At 73.9% G+C, this 17,022-nt stretch carries 12 protein-coding genes and 1 tRNA gene; 3 read left to right on the top strand and 10 right to left on the bottom strand.

What is annotated here, in order from left to right; genetic code table 11:
• Positions 1-18 precede the first annotated feature (18 nt).
• From ACFYE3_RS10695 to ACFYE3_RS10665, 7 genes are all read right to left on the bottom strand, one after another.
• Positions 19-1,713 carry an LpqB family beta-propeller domain-containing protein gene (locus ACFYE3_RS10695; RefSeq protein ID WP_387608876.1) on the bottom strand — a complete coding sequence of 565 codons (1,695 nt, stop codon included), beginning with the start codon at positions 1,711-1,713 and terminating at the stop codon, positions 19-21.
• Positions 1,710-3,467, bottom strand: a complete 1,758-nt coding sequence (gene mtrB, locus ACFYE3_RS10690; protein WP_387608873.1) for an MtrAB system histidine kinase MtrB — start codon at positions 3,465-3,467, stop codon at positions 1,710-1,712. The genes ACFYE3_RS10695 and mtrB overlap by 4 nt, the downstream gene beginning before the upstream one ends.
• Positions 3,464-4,147, bottom strand: a complete 684-nt coding sequence (mtrA, locus tag ACFYE3_RS10685) for an MtrAB system response regulator MtrA (RefSeq protein ID WP_368820258.1) — start codon at positions 4,145-4,147, stop codon at positions 3,464-3,466. The genes mtrB and mtrA overlap by 4 nt, the downstream gene beginning before the upstream one ends.
• Positions 4,148-4,332: 185 nt before the next feature.
• Positions 4,333-5,385, bottom strand: a complete 1,053-nt coding sequence (locus ACFYE3_RS10680; RefSeq protein ID WP_387608871.1) for a hypothetical protein — start codon at positions 5,383-5,385, stop codon at positions 4,333-4,335.
• A complete protein-coding gene (locus ACFYE3_RS10675) occupies positions 5,382-5,783 on the bottom strand; it encodes a chorismate mutase (protein WP_368820260.1) in 402 nt (133 codons plus the stop codon). The genes ACFYE3_RS10680 and ACFYE3_RS10675 overlap by 4 nt, the downstream gene beginning before the upstream one ends.
• Positions 5,784-5,793: 10 nt before the next feature.
• Positions 5,794-6,990: a tRNA 2-thiouridine(34) synthase MnmA gene (mnmA, locus tag ACFYE3_RS10670; protein ID WP_387608868.1), complete on the bottom strand. Its 1,197-nt coding sequence runs from the start codon at positions 6,988-6,990 to the stop codon at positions 5,794-5,796.
• A 163-nt stretch (positions 6,991-7,153) separates the two neighbouring features.
• Positions 7,154-8,359 (bottom strand): cysteine desulfurase family protein, encoded by a 1,206-nt coding sequence (locus ACFYE3_RS10665; protein WP_387608865.1) that lies wholly within the window; start codon positions 8,357-8,359, stop codon positions 7,154-7,156.
• Positions 8,360-8,417: 58 nt separating this feature from the next.
• Here ACFYE3_RS10665 and ACFYE3_RS10660 point away from each other — a divergent pair, with 58 nt between their 5' ends.
• On the top strand, positions 8,418-8,885 hold the full coding sequence (locus tag ACFYE3_RS10660; protein ID WP_387608862.1) for a tRNA (cytidine(34)-2'-O)-methyltransferase: 468 nt from the start codon (positions 8,418-8,420) through the stop codon (positions 8,883-8,885).
• A gap of 77 nt (positions 8,886-8,962) precedes the next feature.
• On the opposite strand, the gene ACFYE3_RS10655 is transcribed toward ACFYE3_RS10660, so the two are convergent.
• A complete protein-coding gene (locus ACFYE3_RS10655) occupies positions 8,963-10,417 on the bottom strand; it encodes a S1C family serine protease (RefSeq protein WP_387608860.1) in 1,455 nt (484 codons plus the stop codon).
• Positions 10,418-10,698: 281 nt separating this feature from the next.
• Here ACFYE3_RS10655 and ACFYE3_RS10650 point away from each other — a divergent pair, with 281 nt between their 5' ends.
• Positions 10,699-12,753 carry a TPM domain-containing protein gene (locus tag ACFYE3_RS10650; RefSeq protein WP_387608858.1) on the top strand — a complete coding sequence of 685 codons (2,055 nt, stop codon included), beginning with the start codon at positions 10,699-10,701 and terminating at the stop codon, positions 12,751-12,753.
• Positions 12,754-12,901: 148 nt separating this feature from the next.
• Positions 12,902-13,645 (top strand): PspA/IM30 family protein, encoded by a 744-nt coding sequence (locus ACFYE3_RS10645; RefSeq protein ID WP_368831561.1) that lies wholly within the window; start codon positions 12,902-12,904, stop codon positions 13,643-13,645.
• Between the two features lie 119 nt (positions 13,646-13,764).
• On the opposite strand, the gene ACFYE3_RS10640 is transcribed toward ACFYE3_RS10645, so the two are convergent.
• Positions 13,765-13,841: transfer RNA gene (locus tag ACFYE3_RS10640), tRNA-Met, on the bottom strand.
• Positions 13,842-13,887: 46 nt separating this feature from the next.
• Complete coding sequence (locus ACFYE3_RS10635) at positions 13,888-16,875, bottom strand: UPF0182 family membrane protein (RefSeq protein WP_387608856.1); 2,988 nt, start codon at positions 16,873-16,875, stop codon at positions 13,888-13,890.
• Positions 16,876-17,022: the final 147 nt, after the last annotated feature.

The following is a 17,022-nucleotide window of genomic DNA, read 5'->3' as shown; positions in this document are numbered from 1 at the left end:
CCTGTGGACGGCGGGTCGTCAGCCGGCGAACGCCGTGTCCAGCACGTCCTCGCTCTGCGGCGCCCAGGCGTTCCCGGTGAGCATGTGCAGGGCGCCGCCGGCCACGGCGTAGACGGCGGACGTGCCGTTGCCCCCGCTGAGCCCGGCGAGCCCCACGAGTCCGGGCAGCTCGCGGAAGCGCCCGGACACGTCGTAGACGCGGGGCCGGACGGAGCCGGTCCCGCCGAGCGGTGCCGCGACGAACTCCCGGTCGCTGAGCCACAGCGCCGCGTCCGCGTCGACGTCCGCCGCCACCCGGAACGGCTCGTTGAGCCGGCGCGGCGTGCCGTCGGGCTCGCGCACCACGCCGGCCAGCCAGATCTGGGAGACCCCGTCGTCCTCGGTGACGACGAGCGCGCGCGTGCCGCCGCGCGAGATCCGCAGGGAGGTCACGGTCCGAGCCGCGAGCCAGGAGGCCTCGACGCGGACCGGGTCCCCGGCGCTCGGGCCGGTGCGCACGGCCCGAACGGTCCCGGCGGAGTCCCCGGTCCACACCCACCCGTGCTCGTCGAAGCTCGGCCGGGTCAGACCGGTCCCGCTGAGGCGCTCCACGGGCTCCTCCTCCCTGGCGACGGTCACCAGCGAGCCCGTGCCCGTGTCCACGAACGCGAAGTGCTCGGCGGCGGCGTCCATCGCGGGGCTGGACGGGTGGTGGCCGTCCAGCGGCGGGATCCCGTCCACGTTCTCGGTCTGACCACCCTGGTAGAACACCAGCGCCCCGTCGCGCAGCCCCACCTGGCGGGAGGGGACGGTGACGTCCTGCACGGGCGCGGAGTCCGTCCACCCCGCGCCCAGCTCCACCGGTGCCCCCTCGACGAGCAGCTCCACGTCGTTCACCGCGGTGAGCGACCGGAGGCTCAACGAGAGCTGGTCGTGCATCCGGCGGTTGATCTCGATGTTCGCCGGGTCGAACTCGGGCACGCTGAGCTCCACCGTGGCGGTGCCGTCCCGCACGGGCACCGCCGAGCGCGCGAGCGTGGTCCCCGGTGGGAACGCCGAGGTCACGGCTCCCCGGAGGTAGGGCGCAGGGCCGCCGAGCAGGGCCCGCACGATCGACGTCGACACCGGCACCCGGTCCGGGAACCACCGGGGGTCGACCACCACGTTGGACAGGTCCTCGTCCGCGAAGTAGAGGTGGTGGGGCTCGAAGATGTCCTCGAAGTCGGCCGGGGTGAGCGCCGTCGCGTCGGGGGCGTCGGCGATCCGCCACTGGCCGTCCACCTGGACCACGTCGAAGTCGAGCACCTCGGTGGCGCCCGCCGGCTTGCGCTCGATCACGCCGCTGCCGTCGACCACGCTGTCCACCTCGAGGTTCACCCGGTACTCGTTCTCCTCGAGCCTGGGCACGGGCGCGGCGTCCCCGCGGTGCACGAGGGTGCGCGCGTCGGGGTGCCAGGTGCCCGCGAGCTCCGGGGTCAGGTACTCGCGGGCCACGGAGTAGTCGTCGGCCACGCCGGTTCCGGCCGCGAGGAAGCCCCGCACGATCTGCTCCGGCGTCGCCCCCTCGCGGGGGCCGGCCGGCTCGACGTCGTAGGAGGGCTGGACGGCGGACCGGCTGGGCTCGGCGTGCCGGTGCACGGGTCCCGTCCGGGGAATGGCGCCGCAGCCGCCGAGCGCCACGGCCGCGACCAGGGTGAGCGCGGCCGTGCGGGTCCGCCGCCGGGTCCTGCTCATGACCGGTCCTCCTCGACGTCGGACGACTGCGCCGCGGCGGCGGCGGGCGCCTGCCCCGCGGCGGCGGGGGGCGCCAGGGCCAGGGTCCCCGTCCTCGTGACCACCGCCGTCTCCGGGTACGCGTCGGCGTCGGGCGGGAGGCCGAGCGGGCTCTCGTCGTCGGGCCCGAGCCGCCGTGCGCGGGTCCGGGGCAGGGTGAGCCGGAAGCACGCGCCCTCCCCCGGGGCGCCCCAGACGTCGAGCCGGCCGCCGTGCAGCCGCGTGTCCTCGGTGGCGATCGCGAGGCCCAGCCCCGTCCCCCCGGTCGTGCGGGCCCGTGCCGGGTCCGCACGCCAGAAGCGGTTGAACGCCTTGGCGGCCTCCTCCTCGGTCATCCCGATGCCGTGGTCACGCACGGCCACCGCCGCGGCCACCTCGGAGGCCCCGACGACGACGTCGATGGGCCGGCCCTCCCCGTGCTCGAGGGCGTTGACCACGAGGTTGCGCAGGATCCGCTCGATCCGTCGCTGGTCCCCCTGGACGGTGCAGCGGGACAGCTCCGAGCGCACCCGCACCGTGGAGCCGGAGGAGACGGCGAGCGGCGCGGCGGCCTCCACGACGTCGTGCACGACCGAGAACAGCTCGACGCTGGCCACCTCGAGCCGGGCCGCGCCCGCGTCGAAACGGGAGATCTCGAGCAGGTCGGCCAGCAGGGAGTCGAAGCGGTCCACCTGGTGGTGGAGCAGCTCGGCGGAGCGCCGGTTGACAGGGTCGAAGTCCTCGCGGGCGTTGAAGAGGACCTCGGCCGCCATCCGCACCGTGGTCAGCGGGGTGCGCAGCTCGTGGGAGACGTCCGAGACGAAGGTCTGCTGCATCGAGGAGAGCTGCTCGAGCTGCGTGATCTGCTCCTGCAGGCTGTCCGCCATGCGGTTGAAGGACCGGGCGAGACGTGCGACCTCGTGCGAGCCGCTGACGGGCATCCGCACGCCCAGGTCGCCGTCCGCGAGCTGCTCGGCCACGCGGGCGGTGCTGGACACGGGACGGACGACCTCGCGGGTGACGTACCAGACGATCGCGCCCACGAGCAGGAGCAGGACGACCACCGACAGGAGCAGCACCGCGTGCATCGCGTCGAGGGTGCGCTGCGGCTCGGAGAAGTCGTAGACGAGGTAGAGGCCGTAGCGGCTGTTCTGGTAGAGGTCCACCACGGTGCCGACGACGATGACGGGGGCCTCCTCCCCGTTCTCCGTCACCCTGACCGAGGCGGGCTGCCAGAACACGCCGTCCTGCTCCGCGAGCCGCTCCTGCAGCTCCGTCGGCACGGTGCTCGAGGTCATCCAGGGGCTCTGGCTCTGCGCCGGGATGAGGGTCTGCCCGCTCGTGAAGTCCATCGGGAGCAGGATCCAGCGCTCCGTCTCCGCGCCGTCGACCGAGAGCGAGCCGAGGGTCGAGGCCACGAGCGCCTGCAGCTCGTCGCGGTCGGAGGCGTCCGAGGCGTCGAAGCTGGCCTGCACCTGCTCGAAGTCCGCGGTGGCCGAGGCGAGGACCTGGTCCAGCCGTTCGTTGAACAGCCGGTCCGCGATCTGGTGCGAGAGGAAGCTGCCCGTGACGAAGAACGCCAGCGCGGTCAGGGACAGGGACACGGCGATGGCCCGGAACTGCAGGGACTGCCGCCACCGGCGGGCCAGCAGGAGCCGCCCCAGCCGCAGCCGCCGGGACGCGGCACCGGCCGGCCCACGGCGCCGGGGGGAGGCGGCGGCGTCCGGTGGGGTCATCGGGCGGACGTGCCCGCCTTGTAGCCGACGCCGCGCACGGTGACCACGATCTCGGGGCTCTCCGGGTCGCGCTCGATCTTGGAGCGCAGCCGCTGCACGTGGACGTTGACGAGCCGCGTGTCGGCGGCGTGCTGGTAGCCCCAGACGTCGCGGAGCAGCATCTCCCGCGAGAACACCTGGTGCGGTGCGCGCGCCAGAGCGGTGAGCAGGTCGAACTCGAGGGGCGTGAGGCCGATCTCGTGGTCCCCGCGGTGCACGCTGTGCCCGCTCACGTCGATGGTCAGGTCGCCGATCCGCAGCTCCTGCGAGTTGGCGCGCTCGACGGGGCGCAACCGGGCCCTGACCCGGGCCACGAGCTCGGCGGGCTTGAACGGCTTGGGCACGTAGTCGTCGGCCCCGGCCTCCAGGCCGCGGACCACGTCGACGGTGTCCGACTTGGCGGTGAGCATGACGACCGGGACGTCGGAGATCGTGCGGATCTCGCGGCACACCTGGATGCCGTCCTTGCCCGGAAGCATGAGGTCGAGCAGCAGCAGGTCCGGGCGCACGGCCCGGAAGGTGTCCACGGCGGTGGCACCGTCGTAGCAGAAGACGGGCTCGAAGCCCTCTGCGGTCAGGACGATCCCGATCATCTCCGACAGGGCGGCGTCGTCGTCGACGACCAGTATTCGCGCGTTCATCGCCTCTCCGGTGGTGTGGGGCGGACCCGCCGGGGCGGGGGCCGCCGTGACCCGGGGCGTCCGGGGCGTCGTGGCCCGGGGTGTCCTGGGCGTCGTGGTGGACCGGGGTCCACCTGCATTGTGGCGGATTGCGGCCCGGCCCGCACCTCGGCGCGGAGTGTGTCGGTCCACGAGGTGGGACGGGCTCAGGCCTCGGCGGCGGTCCGGGCCAGCGCCGAGGCGGTCCCGGTGACCCGCGCGAGGACCTCGCGCAGCGCGGCGGGGCCCAGGGCGTCGAGCTCCTCGCGCGGTGTGATCCGGACCTGGTCGAGAGCGGTGGCCGGCAGGCCCAGGTCCCGCCAGACGGACCACACGCCCGAGGCGAGGGCGCGGGCCGATCCGCCAGGCACGGGGACGAGGCCGAGCCACAGCTGCATGCCGTCCTCGACGAGCGCGGCGAGCGGCTCCCAGTCGTGGACGGAGCCGGCGGGGGCCGGCACCTGCACGGCGTCCGCACCGGTCTCCCGGGCGAGCCGGGGATCGACCTCGGGCGGCAGCCGCAGGGCGACGCCGGTGGCGCCGGCCGCCCGGCAGGCTTCGACGACGGCTCCGAGCGAACGCCGTGCCTCCGCGAGGGGGACCGCGCGCAGGGTCCGGTAGCCGCTCATCGTGGGCAGGCCGCCCGCGAGCACCCGGGCGAGCTCGGGCTCGTCCAGCTGGACGAGGACGTCGCGCCCGGGCGCCGCGGCGCGCACGGCCCGGACGTGCCCGAGGACGCCGGAGGCCAGGGAGTCCGCGATGTCGCGGCGGGCGCCGTGGTCCTTGAGCGCCCGCTCCCCCGCGTGCAGGTGGAGCCGGGCGGCCAGGCTGAGCGGGCCGAGCAGCTGGGTCTTGACCGGCGCGTCGTCGGGAGCGCTCTCGGCGCCGATCACGTCGGCGAGCACGTTGACGTCACCGGCCAGCAGCGCCCGGGCGGACCGGGAGTCCTTGCCCGGCACCCCGGACACGCGCAGCCCGTGGGGCTGCTGGTCCGCGTACAGCTCGTCGAGCACCGCCGCCGTGCGGGCGACGGGGTCGGCGGCCGCACCGCGGCCCGGAAGGACGGGCAGGAACGAGATGTGCGGGGCGCCGAGCTCGCCCCGCAGCAGCGTGACGGACTCGACGACGTCGGTGCCCGGCATCGCGCCGAGGGCCGTGCCCAGGACGCCGGGGACGTCGGGGTCGGTGCGCCGGGGACCGGTCGGGACGCTGCGGGTCACGACGGGTCGTCGTCCTGCCGCCGGTGGTCCTCGGAGAGGGCCACGTGGTGGCGGATGACCTCGCTGATGATGAAGTTCAGGAACTTCTCCGCGAACTCGGGGTCCAGCTGCGCGGAGGCGGCGAGCGCCCGGAGGCGGCCGATCTGGGCGGCCTCGCGGTCCGGGTCGCCGGCGGGCAGGCCGTGCGTGGCCTTGAGGACGCCGACGCGCTGGGTGGCCTTGAACCGCTCGGCGAGCAGGTGCACCAGGGCCGCGTCGATGTTGTCGATGGTGCCGCGGATGGACTGCAGCTCGGCGAGCACGCGGGGGTCGGCCTGCTCCTGCAGCGAGGACGCGGTGGCGTCGAAGTCCTGGTGGGCCCGGACGTCGGCGGAGGCGTGGGGGTGCGGTGCGCTCATGCCGGCCAGTCTATCGGGCGGGGTCGGACCGGCCGGCGACGTCGAGGCGGGCCAGCGAGTGGGCGCGCTCGACCGTGGCCTGGCCGAGGACCCGGGTGCCCTGGTAGAGCACGACCGACTGACCGGGTGCCACGCCGCGCATCGGCTCCTCGAGGCGGACCACGAGCTCGGGCACCGGGCCGCCGTCGGGCCCCTCGACGAGCTCGACGTGCGCCCGGGCGGGAACGGGGTCCCCGTGCGCCCGGACCTGGGCGAGGACCGGGAACGGGGCCGAGGCCGTCCCGGCCGCGGCCCCGGGCCGCAGGAGCGGTGCCGCCTCCGGCACGGGCGACCCGGCCCAGGAGGGGCGGATCCCGCGCAGCTCGTCGACCGCGAGCATCTCCTGCGGTCCCACCACGACCTCGTTGGTCTTCGGCCGGATCTCCAGGACGAAGCGCGGCTTGCCGTCGGGGGCCGGGGTGCCGATGCGCAGGCCCTTGCGCTGGCCCACGGTGAACGCGTTGGCGCCGGGGTGGGTGCCGACCACGGTGCCCTCGACGTCCTTGATCTCGCCCTCGGTCATCTCGATGCGCTCGGCGAGCCAGCCGCGGGTGTCGCCGTCGGGGATGAAGCAGATGTCGTGGGAGTCGGGCTTGCTCGCCACGGACAGCCCGCGGCGCGCCGCCTCGGCCCGCACCTCGGCCTTGGACGGGGTCTCGGCCAGCGGGAGCAGCACGTGCTCGATCTGCTCGGCCGTGAGCACGCCGAGGACGTAGGACTGGTCCTTCGCCCAGTCGGCGGCCCGGTGCAGCTCCCGCCGGCCGTCGGCGTCCTCGACGACCTTGGCGTAGTGGCCGGTGCACACGGCGTCGAAGCCCAGGGCGAGGGCCTTCTCGAGCAGGGCGGCGAACTTGATCTTCTCGTTGCAGCGCAGGCACGGGTTGGGGGTGCGCCCCGCGGCGTACTCCGCCACGAAGTCGTCCACGACGTCGGCCTGGAAGCGCTCGGAGAAGTCCCACACGTAGTACGGGATGCCGAGCACGTCGGCGGCGCGCCAGGCGTCCCGGGAGTCCTCGATCGTGCAGCAGCCCCGGGAGCCGGTGCGCAGGGTGCCGGGGGTGCGGGAGAGCGCGAGGTGGACGCCCGTCACGTCGTGGCCGGCGTCGACGGCGCGGGCCGCCGCCACGGCCGAGTCGACGCCGCCGCTCATGGCTGCCAGTACTCGCACGGTGAGATCGTCTCCAGGGGTCGGGGGTTCGTGGTCCGTGTCGTCAACAGGGCGCGGCGGGCCGGTATTCCCCGGCGCGGCGGGGCGCCTCGCGCGAGCCCGGACCGGCGCGAGCCCGGACCGGCGCGAGCCCGGACCGGCAGGGGCTCAGACCGGCTGGGGCTCAGACCGGCGCGGCGCCGGAGAGCCCGGCGCGCAGCGCCCGACGGTGGACCTCGGGCAGCGCGGCGAGGAGGGCGTCGACGTCGGCGCCGGTGCTGGTGCGGCCCAGGCTGAACCGCTGCGCGCCGCGGGCGGTGGCCTCGTCCAGGCCCATGGCCAGCAGCACGGCGGACGCCCGGGGCACCCCGGCGTGGCAGGCCGAGCCGGTGGAGGAGGCCACCCCCGCGCCGTCCAGCAGGAACAGCAGGGAGTCCCCCTCGCACCCGGGGAAGGTGAAGTGGGCGTTGCCGGGCAGCCGGGCACCCGCGTGCTCCCGGTCCTCCGGTCCGCGCAGGACGGCGTCCGGCACGATCCGGCGCACGCCCTCCACCAGCCGGTCGCGCAGCCCGGCGAGCCGCTCCGCCTCGGCCTCGCGCTCCGCGGCGGCCTCCCGCACCGCCACGCCGAAGCCGGCGAGCGCGGCGGCGTCGAGCGTGCCGGAGCGCACCGTGCGCTCCTGCCCGCCGCCGTGCTGGACGGGCGCCAGCCCCACGGTCCGACCGGCCACGAGGGCCCCGGCGCCCACCGGGCCGCCCACCTTGTGGGCCGAGACCGCCAGCGTGGTGAGCCCGGGCAGGTGCGCGTCGACGGGCAGTGAGCCGAAGGCCTGCACGGCGTCGCAGTGGAAGGGGACCCCGAACTCCTCCGCGAGCGCGGCGAGCTCCGCGACGGGCTGGACGGTGCCCACCTCGTTGTTCGCCCACATGACGGTCAGCAGCGCGGTGGCGCCCGGGTCCCGGGCCAGTTCCTCCCGCACGGCGGCCGGGTCCACCCGGCCGGCCGCGTCGACGGGCAGCCAGACGGCCTCGGCGCCCTCGTGGGCGGCCAGCCACTCGACGGTGTCGGCCACCGCGGCGTGCTCCACCGCGGAGACGAGGACGCGCCGGCGGCGCGGGTCCTGCTCGCGCCGGTGCCGGTAAAGGCCCTGGACGGCCAGGTTGTCGGCCTCGGTGCCCCCGGAGGTGAAGACCACCTCGACGGGCTCCGCGCCCAGCGCCGCCGCGACGTCGTCGCGGGCCTGCTCGACGACGGCGCGCGCCGCGCGGCCGGGCCGGTGCAGCGAGGACGGGTTGCCGCCGCGGGCCAGCTGCTCGGCGACCGCGGCGAGCGCGGAGGGCCGGAGGGGCGCGGTGGCGGCGTGGTCGAGGTAGACGGGCTCGTGCGGCACGGACGCCAGTCTAGGGGCCCGGCCTGGGCGCGCGCCCGGCGTCCGTAGACTGGCGGTCATGCTCCGCATCCTCTTCCACACCCCCGAGATCCCGGGCAACACCGGCAACGCGATCCGCCTCGCCGCGGTCACCGGGGCTGAGCTGCACCTGGTGGAGCCGCTGGGCTTCGACTTCGGCTCCGCGCACCTGCGCCGGGCCGGCCTCGACTACCACGACCTCGCGGTGCTGACCGTCCACCCCGACCTGGAGGCGGCCTGGGCCGCCCTGGCCCCGGAGCGGGTCTGGGCGTTCACCACCGACGGCGAGGTCTCGCACACGGACGTGGCCTACCGCCCCGGGGACGTGCTGCTGTTCGGGCCCGAGTCGGTGGGCCTGCCCGCCGCGGTGAAGGCCGACCCGCACGTCACCGCGCGGGTCCGCATTCCCATGCTCCCGGCCCGCCGGTCGCTGAACCTCGCGAACTCGGCGTCCATCGCCGTCTACGAGGCCTGGCGCCAGCTGGGCTTCGCGGGCGCCGGGAGCTAGCTAGCGCGGGGCAGGAGGCCCGGCCGCTCTCCGCGGCTCACTGCTGCCCGCTGCTGCTCGCTGCTGGTCTGCGCTGCTCACTGCTGGTCGGCGTCGCCGACCGTCACCTCCACGGTGCGCTCCTCGCCGTCCCGCACGAACGTCATCGTCCCGGTGCCGCCGGCGGGCAGTTCTCGCACGGCCGCCGTGAGCGAGTTCGCGTCCTGGATCCGGTGGCCGTTGAACTCCGTGATCACGTCGTCCACCTCCAGTCCGGCGTCGTCGGCCGGCGAGCCGGGCACGACCTCCTGCACCGCGGCGCCGTCGGAGAAGGCCCGGCTCCGGCCCTCCCCGCCAGGAGCGGCGCTCACGCTCGTGCCGAGGTAGCCGTGCGTGGCCCGGCCGTTCTCGATGATCTCCTCGGCCACCCGCTTCGCCGTGTCGACCGGGATCGAGAAGCCCACGCCGATGTTGCCGGCCTCCGTGCCGGAGCCGGCCGAGGCGATGGCCACGTTGATCCCGATCACCTCGCCGTCCGTGTCGATCAGCGGCCCGCCCGAGTTGCCGGGGTTGATGGCGGCGTCGGTCTGGATCACGTTGAGGAACACCGACGACGAGGAGCCCTGCGAGCGGCCGCCGGAGCCGCCGTCCTCGTCGGGGAAGTTGAAGAAGAAGTCGTTGCCGTTGCCCTGCTCGTCGCTCTCGCCCTCCGAGGGCGTGCTCGGCGCGGCGGAGGAGGCCACCGTGATGGTGCGATTGAGGGTGGAGACGATCCCGTCCGTCACGGTGCCCGCGAGGCCCAGCGGCGCGCCGATCGCAATGGCCGTGTCGCCCACGTTCACGTCCTCCAGGGAGCCCAGGGTGGCGGGGGTCAGCCCCTGGGCGTCGACCTTGAGCACCGCGAGGTCGGACAGCGGGTCGGTGCCGACCACCTCGGCCGGGAGCACCCTGCCGTCGTCGAGCTGCACCTCGAGGGAGGGGCTGCTCGTGGTGCCGTCGAGGGTGACCACGTGCGTGTTGGTGAGGATGTGGCCCTCGTCGTCGACGATCACCCCCGAGCCGGAGCCGTTCTGGCCGCCGCCGGACGCGGAGATCGTCACCACGGACGGCGACGCCTTCACGGCCGCCGCGGTGACCGCGTTCACCTCGTCCTGGTCGTTGACGATGATCGAGCTGGACGTCGACCCGCCCACCGCCGGCGCCGCGCCGCCGCCGTCCAGCAGGGCGTCCGTCCCCACGGCCGCGCCCGCCCCGACCAGTGCGGCCAGGACCATGCCCGTCACGAGCGAGCCCCCCGAGAAGCGCCGCCGCTCCCGGCGGCCTCCGGCGCCGTTCCCCCACGGGTGCTGGGCGGTGGGGTCCCCGCCGCCCCGCCACGCACCGGGGTACGGGCCCGCGTCATGATCGCCGCCCTGCCGCGCCCCGTAGACGGGACGCGGGTCCTGCTCGCCACCGGCCGCCCACGAGTCGTGGGCCGGACGGCCGCTGACCGGCGGGAGCGGCTGCGTGAGCTGCGGATCGGCACCGTAACGGGGGTCGCGGGGCTCGGACATGGAAGTCTCCTCCTGGAAACGGACGGGCCCGGCGCGGCCCCGGACGGGCGGGGTGGCGCGGGCGGCTCTGCCCACCAGTATCCACGTCCGCACTGAGACGACGCTGAGAGCTCTGGCCGTGACCGGGGTGCCGCCCGGACGGCGGCCGTGTGCCGGCCGGGTGCCCACCGTCAGGTCATCAGCCGCCTTGGGGTTTCGCCCTGCGCGTAGGCCCGGCGCCGATCGCCACGCCGCGGGGCCCCCGCCCTAGAATCGGGAGCACCGACCACGTGAGGGAGATCATGCACTGGCGCCCCATTGCCCGCCGGACCGCCGCCGGCTGCGGCCTGACGCTCGCCCTGTTCGTACCCACGGGGGCGGCTGTCGCCCAGCCGCCCGTCGACGTGCCCCCGGGCGAGCGGATCGTCGACGAGTCCGGGGTCCTGGACGACCCCTCGGCCCTGGTCGCCGACGTGCGCGAGCTCGCCACCCAGGAGGGCATCACCCTCACCGCGGTCTTCGTCGACTCCTTCACCGACCCGTCCGACCCGGACGCGTGGCTGCAGGAGTTCGCTGCGATCAACGGTCTCGGCAGCTCGGACGCGGTGCTGGTCGTCGCCACGGAGGACCGGCAGCAGCGCTTCTCCGCGTACTCCGAGGGGCCCCTCAGCGCCGAGCAGCAGGAGCGCATCAACCGGCAGTACATCACGCCGGCGCTCGCGGCCGACGACTGGGACGGCGCGGTCGCAGGCGCCGTCGAGGGCATCGAGGCCGAGCTCTCCGGCGCCCCCGCCGGGACCCAGGAGGGCTCCGACGGGGGCGGCGCGGGGTTCGGCCTGCTCGGTCTCGGGGCGCTGGGCCTGGGCGGGCTCGCCGTCTACGGCATGGCCTCCCGCAACAAGAAGCGCCGGCAGCAGGGACCCGCGCCGCAGGGCGGGCCCGGCGGCCGGGGCGGTCCGCAGGGCCCCGGCGGCCCCTACCAGGAGGTCCCGGTGCCGGAGCTGCGCAAGCGGGCCGGGGAGCTGCTCGTGTCCACCGACAACGCCATCCAGCACTCCGAGCAGGAGCTCGCCTTCGCGCAGCTGCAGTACGGGGACGAGCAGGTCGAGCCGTTCCGCCGCGCCATCCAGGACGCCAAGAAGCACATGCAGGCCTCCTTCTCCCTCCAGCAGCAGCTCGAGGACCACATCCCGGACACCGAGCAGCAGCAGCGAGCCTGGCTCGGCGAGATCATCGCCCGCTCCCAGGACGCCCAGCGCCCGCTCCAGGAGCACCAGGAGGCCTTCAGCGCGCTGCGCCGGCTGGAGTCCCGGGCCCCGCAGGCCCTCGAGGACGTCCAGCGCCAGGCCGAGGCCGTGCGCCCCCGCTTCGCCACGGCCGACACCCGGCTGCGGCAGCTGACCGCCCACTACAACGAGACCGCGCTCGCCCCCGTCAAGGACAACATCGACCAGGCCCGGGACCGGCTCGACTTCGTGGACACCGCCGTGCAGGAGGCCCGCACCGATCTCGCCGCCGGGCGCACGAGCGACGCGGTGCTGGACATCCGCGCGGCCGAGGAGGGCGTGGGGCAGGCCGGGGGCCTGCTCGACGCGGTGGAGCACGCTGCCACCGAGCTCGCCCAGGCCGAGGAGTCCCTCAAGGACGCCGTGACCATCGCCCAGCGGGACGTCGCCGAGGCGGACGCCCTCGTCCGGCGCGGCTCCAACCCGGAGCTCGCCGGGGCGGTCGCCGGCGTCGGCGCCGTCCTGCGCACCGTCGAGGAGCAGATGGGCGCGGGCCGGATCGATCCGCTCGGGCTGAGCCGACGCCTGGCCGTGGCCAAGGACGAGCTGGACAAGGGGCTCGCGTCGGTGCGCTCCCAGAACGACCGGGACCGCTCCGCTCGGGAGACCCTCGCCCACACCCTCGTCTCCGCGCAGGCCCAGCTGAGCTCGGCGAGCGAGTACATCTGGGCGCGCCGCGGTGGTGTCGGCCCGGAGGCGCGCACCCGCCTCGCGGAGGCCGAGCGCTACCTCGAGTCCGCCCAGCAGGCCCGAAAGTCGGACCCCTCCGAGGCGCTGACCTACGCCAACGAGGCCGTCCGCCTCGCCGGTGAGGCCCAGTACATCGCGCAGCAGGACGTCGACTCCTTCTCCTACGGCGGATTCGGCACGCCCGTGGGGATGGGAGGCCACCACGGCCGCTCCAACAGCGGTCTGGGCGGCGCGATGCTCGGCGGCATCCTCCTCGGCTCGATCCTCAACGGAGGCGGCGGGTTCGGCGGCGGAGGAGGAGGCGGCGGTTTCGGCGGCAGCTTCGGCGGCGGGTTCGGCGGCGGAGGAGGCTTCGGCGGCGGCATCGGGGGCAGCTTCTGAGCCCGGCCGCCGGGCGCCCGCCGCTGCCGGACGGCCCCCGGCCACCCAGCGACCCGTCCGCCCCGTGATCCCTGTCCACCCCACGATCCCCGACCGACCCGCGATCCCGGGAGGCCCTCCCGGGACGCACCAGAGGAGAGAAGGAACCATGATCAAGCAGTCCATCTTCGGCCGCATCGCCCAGCTCGCGAAGGCCAACATCAACGCCATGATCGACGCCGCCGAGGACCCGCAGCTCATGCTGGACCAGATGGTGCGCGACTACACCGAGAACATCCGTGAGGCCGAGGCCGCTGTCGCGCAGACCATCGGCAGCCTGCGCCTGCTCGAGCAGGACCACGCGGAGGACGTGCGCGAGTCCCAGGAGTGGGGCAACAAGGCCCTCGCCGCCTCGAACAAGGCCGAGGAGTACCGAGGGGCCGGCAAGGCCTCCGAGGCCGACAAGTTCGACAACCTCGCCAAGGTCGCCCTCCAGCGCCAGATCCAGTACGAGACGGAGGCGCGGGGCGCCGAGCCGCAGATCCAGTCCCAGACCGAGGTCGTGGAGAAGCTCAAGGACGGGCTCAACAAGATGCGGGGCAAGCTCCAGGAGCTGTCCAACAAGCGGGACGAGCTCAACGCCCGGCAGAAGACCGCGCAGGCGCAGGCGCAGGTGCAGGACGCGCTGAAGGCCTTCGACGTGCTCGACCCGACGAGCGAGGTGTCCCGCTTCGAGGACAAGATCCGCCGTGAGGAGGCCCGCGTGCTGGGCCAGCAGGAGCTCGCCGCGTCCTCCCTGGACGCTCAGTTCGAGTCCCTCGAGTCCCTGGGACAGCAGTCGGAGATCGAGGCGCGGCTCGCCGCTCTGAAGTCCAGGAACGCCGAGAAGATCGTCTCCTCCGAGGAGGTCTGACCCGGTCGCCCCGGAGACCGGAGGAGCCCCCACGGCCGCGGCCGTGGGGGCTCCTCCCCGCCCGGCAGTTCCCGGGCACGGCGAAGGCCCCCGGACCGTGACGGTCCGGGGGCCTTCCGTGGTTGCGGGGGCAAGATTTGAACTTGCGACCTCTGGGTTATGAGCCCAGCGAGCTACCGAACTGCTCCACCCCGCGGCGACATGTATGACTATACGTGCCGCGGGGTGGGCCCGCAAATCGGCTACGGGGCGGGCTGCTCGGCCGGCTCCTCGGGGGCCAGGGCCCCCTCCGCCTCGGGGGCGACGACGCCGTCCGCCTCGAGCGCCCGCTCGATGGCGTCCTGCAGCCGCTGCTGGGCCTCGCCGTAGGAGGTCCAGTCGCCCTCCTGCAGTGCCGCCTCGGACTCCTGGATCGCCTGGTTGGCGTCGCTGAGGGCGTCCTCGAGGCTGGCGCCGCCGGCCGGGGCCTCCGCCCCGTCCTCGCCGGCCCCGTCCGGGGAGCCGGCCTCGGTGTCGTCGACGCCCGCGCCGGACGACGTCTGGGCGCCGGAGTCGCCCTGGAAGACCTCGTCGAGGGCCTCCTCGAGGGTGGGCGCGAAGCCCACCTCCTCGCCGAAGCCGACGAGCACGCGCCGCAGCGTCGGGTACGCGGCGTCGCCCGAGGACTGGACGTAGACGGGCTGGACGTAGAGCATGCCGCCGCCCGCGGGCAGGGTGAGCAGGTTGCCGTTGATGACCTCGGAGGCGCCCTGGCGGAGCAGGTTCAGCTCCGTGGAGACGTCGGTGTCCGAGTTGAACAGGTTCTGCGCCTGGCCGGGGCCGGGCACCACGGAGGAGCGCGGCAGCTCGAGGAGGCGCAGCGTCCCGTACTCGTCGCTCTTCACGCCGTCCTCACCGGTGCCGGCGTCGGAGTTGGCGGAGAGGTACCCGTACATCACGTTGCGGGTGTTGCCCGTCTCGGACTGCTGCGGGATGAAGGAGGTGGTGAGGGAGAAGTTGGCCTCCTCCTCACCGGGCATCCGCATCGACAGGTAGTACGGGGGCAGCGCCACGTCGGAGTCCTGTGTCGGGTCGTTGGGCACGGACCACACGTCGTCGTTCTGGTAGAAGCTGCCCGAGTCCGTGACGTGGTAGCGGTTGAGCAGCTCGCGCTGGACCTTGAACATGTCCTGCGGGTAGCGCACGTGCGCCATGAGCTCCGCCGACATCTCGGAGTACGGCTTCAGCGTGTTCGGGAAGACGTTCTGCCACGCCTTCAGCACCGGGTCCTGGTCGTCCCACGCATACAGGTTCACGGTGCCGTCATAGGCGTTGACCGTGGCCTTGACCGAGTTGCGGATGTAGTTGACCCGCTCGGGCGGGAGGGCCGCGGCGGCGCCCTGGGCGGTCTGCGTGTCCTGCGTCGCCTCCTGGAGCACCGACGGCGTCGAGTACGGGAAGGCGTCCGAGGTGGTGTAGGCGTCCACGATCCACTGCACCTGGCCGTCGATGATGGCCGGGTACGGAGCGCCGTCGACCGTCAGGTACGGAGCCACCTTCTCGATGCGCTCGCGCGGGTCCCGGTCGTAGAGGATCTGCGACTCCGGGCGCACGGCGTCCGAGAGCAGCATGTCCGAGGACTGGAACTTGATGCCGTAGGCGAGACGGTTGAAGAAGTTGCCGATGCTCGGCCCGCCGTCGCCGGCGAACGTCGTCTTGGCGTCGCCCGCCTCGTCGCCGGCCGTCTGCGGGCGGTCCAGCTCGAGGGGCTCGTCGCCCTCCGCGCCGCCGACGATCGAGTACATCGGGGAGTTCTCCCCGAAGTAGATGCGCGGCTCGTAGTCGTCCGAGATCACGCCCCGGGACGGGATCCCGGACTGCATGAACTGCGGCTTGCCGTCCACCTCGACCCGGTTGCCGTAGGCGGCGACCACGCCGTAGCCGTGGGTGTAGACCACGTGCTGGTTGAACCACCCCTGGTTCTGGTCCGGGTTCAGCTCACGGGTCGCGATGACGGTGTCCTGGACCTCGCCGTCGATCTCGTAGCGGTCCACGTTGAGGGTGTCCGGGAACTGGTAGTAGGGGCGGAACTGCTGCAGCTGGGAGAACGCGGCGGAGACCACGTTGGGGTCCAGCAGGCGGATGTTCGACGTCGTCTCGGTGTCCTGGCGCAGGGCGCCCTGCTCGGTCTCCGTGGTGGCGTCGTACGGCATGACCTCGGCCGCGTCCAGCCCGTAGGCCGAGCGCGTGAGGTCGATGTTGCGCTGGATGTACTGGCTCTCCAGGGCCTGCTCGGTGGGCGTGACCTGGAAGCGCTGGACGATCCACGGGTAGATCCCGCCGGCCACCACGGCGACCACGAGCAGCATGGCGGTGCCGATGATCGGCAGCCGCCAGCGGCCGATGAAGGACGCGACGACGAACAGGACCGCGACGATCAGGGCGGCCGCCGCGAGGATCGCCTTGGTGGGGATCACGGCGTTGACGTCGGTGTACAGGGCACCCGTCCACGTCCCGGACGTGGACTGCAGCGTGGAGTACCGGTCCAGCCAGAAGTTCGCGGCCTGGAGCAGCAGGAACAGGGCAGCCAGCACCCCCAGGTGCACGCGCGACGCCCGGGAGGTGCTGAGCCCCCGCTCGGTGATCCGGATGCCGCCGTAGACGTAGTGCATCAGGATCCCGGCCACGCCGGCCAGCAGGATCGCCGAGACGAGGAAGCCGATGAGGAAGCGCAGGAACGGGAGGGTGAAGACGTAGAAGCCGAGGTCGAGACCGAACTGCGGGTCCTCCTGGCCGAACGGCTCCTGGTTGAGGAACAGCAGCACGGTGTCCCACTGGGTCATCGCCGTGCTCGCCGCGAACAGCCCGAAGAGCACGGGCACGACCACCATGACGATCTTGCGGACCGGCTCCAGGGCCTCCTGGTAGCGGCGCAGGTTGTCGTCCACGATGGACTCGGCCGTGATCGGCCGGCTCCGGTAGGCGAGGAAGAGGCTGGCGAACATCAGCGCCGCCACGAGCACGGCGGCGACCACGAAGATCACGATCTTCGTGACGTTTTCGGTGACGAACACGCTGAGGTAGCCCAGCTGGTCGTACCACAGGACGTCCGTGTAGAGCTGCGTCAGTCCCACGAAGGCGGCCACGAGGACCAGGACGACCACGACCGTCGGCCACAGCGCACCCCGTTTCCGCCGCTGTCCTGCTGGCTGCTGCCTCGGTGGTCGGGGGGCTGTGGGTCCGGCGGTCACTGGTTACCTCTGCAATCGGGGTCGTTCGTCAGGTGTGGTGCGTGAAGTCGTGGGGTGTCGCCCGCGTCGGGGAGGAGCGCCGCCGGCGGGTCGCCGGGACACCCCGTCCATTCTGCCCGCGGGCTTCTCGGGGGTGCAATCGTGCAC

Source organism: Kocuria arenosa (assembly GCF_042879215.1).
GTDB lineage: Bacteria > Actinomycetota > Actinomycetes > Actinomycetales > Micrococcaceae > Kocuria > Kocuria arenosa.
The sequence above is the reverse complement of the archived record's forward strand: the minus strand, read 5'-3'. Positions and strand labels throughout refer to the sequence as shown.

Coding starts and splice junctions, on each gene's coding strand:
- ACFYE3_RS10695 (WP_387608876.1), bottom strand. CDS start 1,713: ATGAGCAGGACCCGGCGGCGGACCCGCACGGCCGCGCTCACCCTGGTC.
- mtrB (WP_387608873.1), bottom strand. CDS start 3,467: ATGACCCCACCGGACGCCGCCGCCTCCCCCCGGCGCCGTGGGCCGGCC.
- mtrA (WP_368820258.1), bottom strand. CDS start 4,147: ATGAACGCGCGAATACTGGTCGTCGACGACGACGCCGCCCTGTCGGAG.
- ACFYE3_RS10675 (WP_368820260.1), bottom strand. CDS start 5,783: ATGAGCGCACCGCACCCCCACGCCTCCGCCGACGTCCGGGCCCACCAG.
- ACFYE3_RS10660 (WP_387608862.1), top strand. CDS start 8,418: ATGCTCCGCATCCTCTTCCACACCCCCGAGATCCCGGGCAACACCGGC.
- ACFYE3_RS10655 (WP_387608860.1), bottom strand. CDS start 10,417: ATGTCCGAGCCCCGCGACCCCCGTTACGGTGCCGATCCGCAGCTCACG.
- ACFYE3_RS10650 (WP_387608858.1), top strand. CDS start 10,699: ATGCACTGGCGCCCCATTGCCCGCCGGACCGCCGCCGGCTGCGGCCTG.
- ACFYE3_RS10645 (WP_368831561.1), top strand. CDS start 12,902: ATGATCAAGCAGTCCATCTTCGGCCGCATCGCCCAGCTCGCGAAGGCC.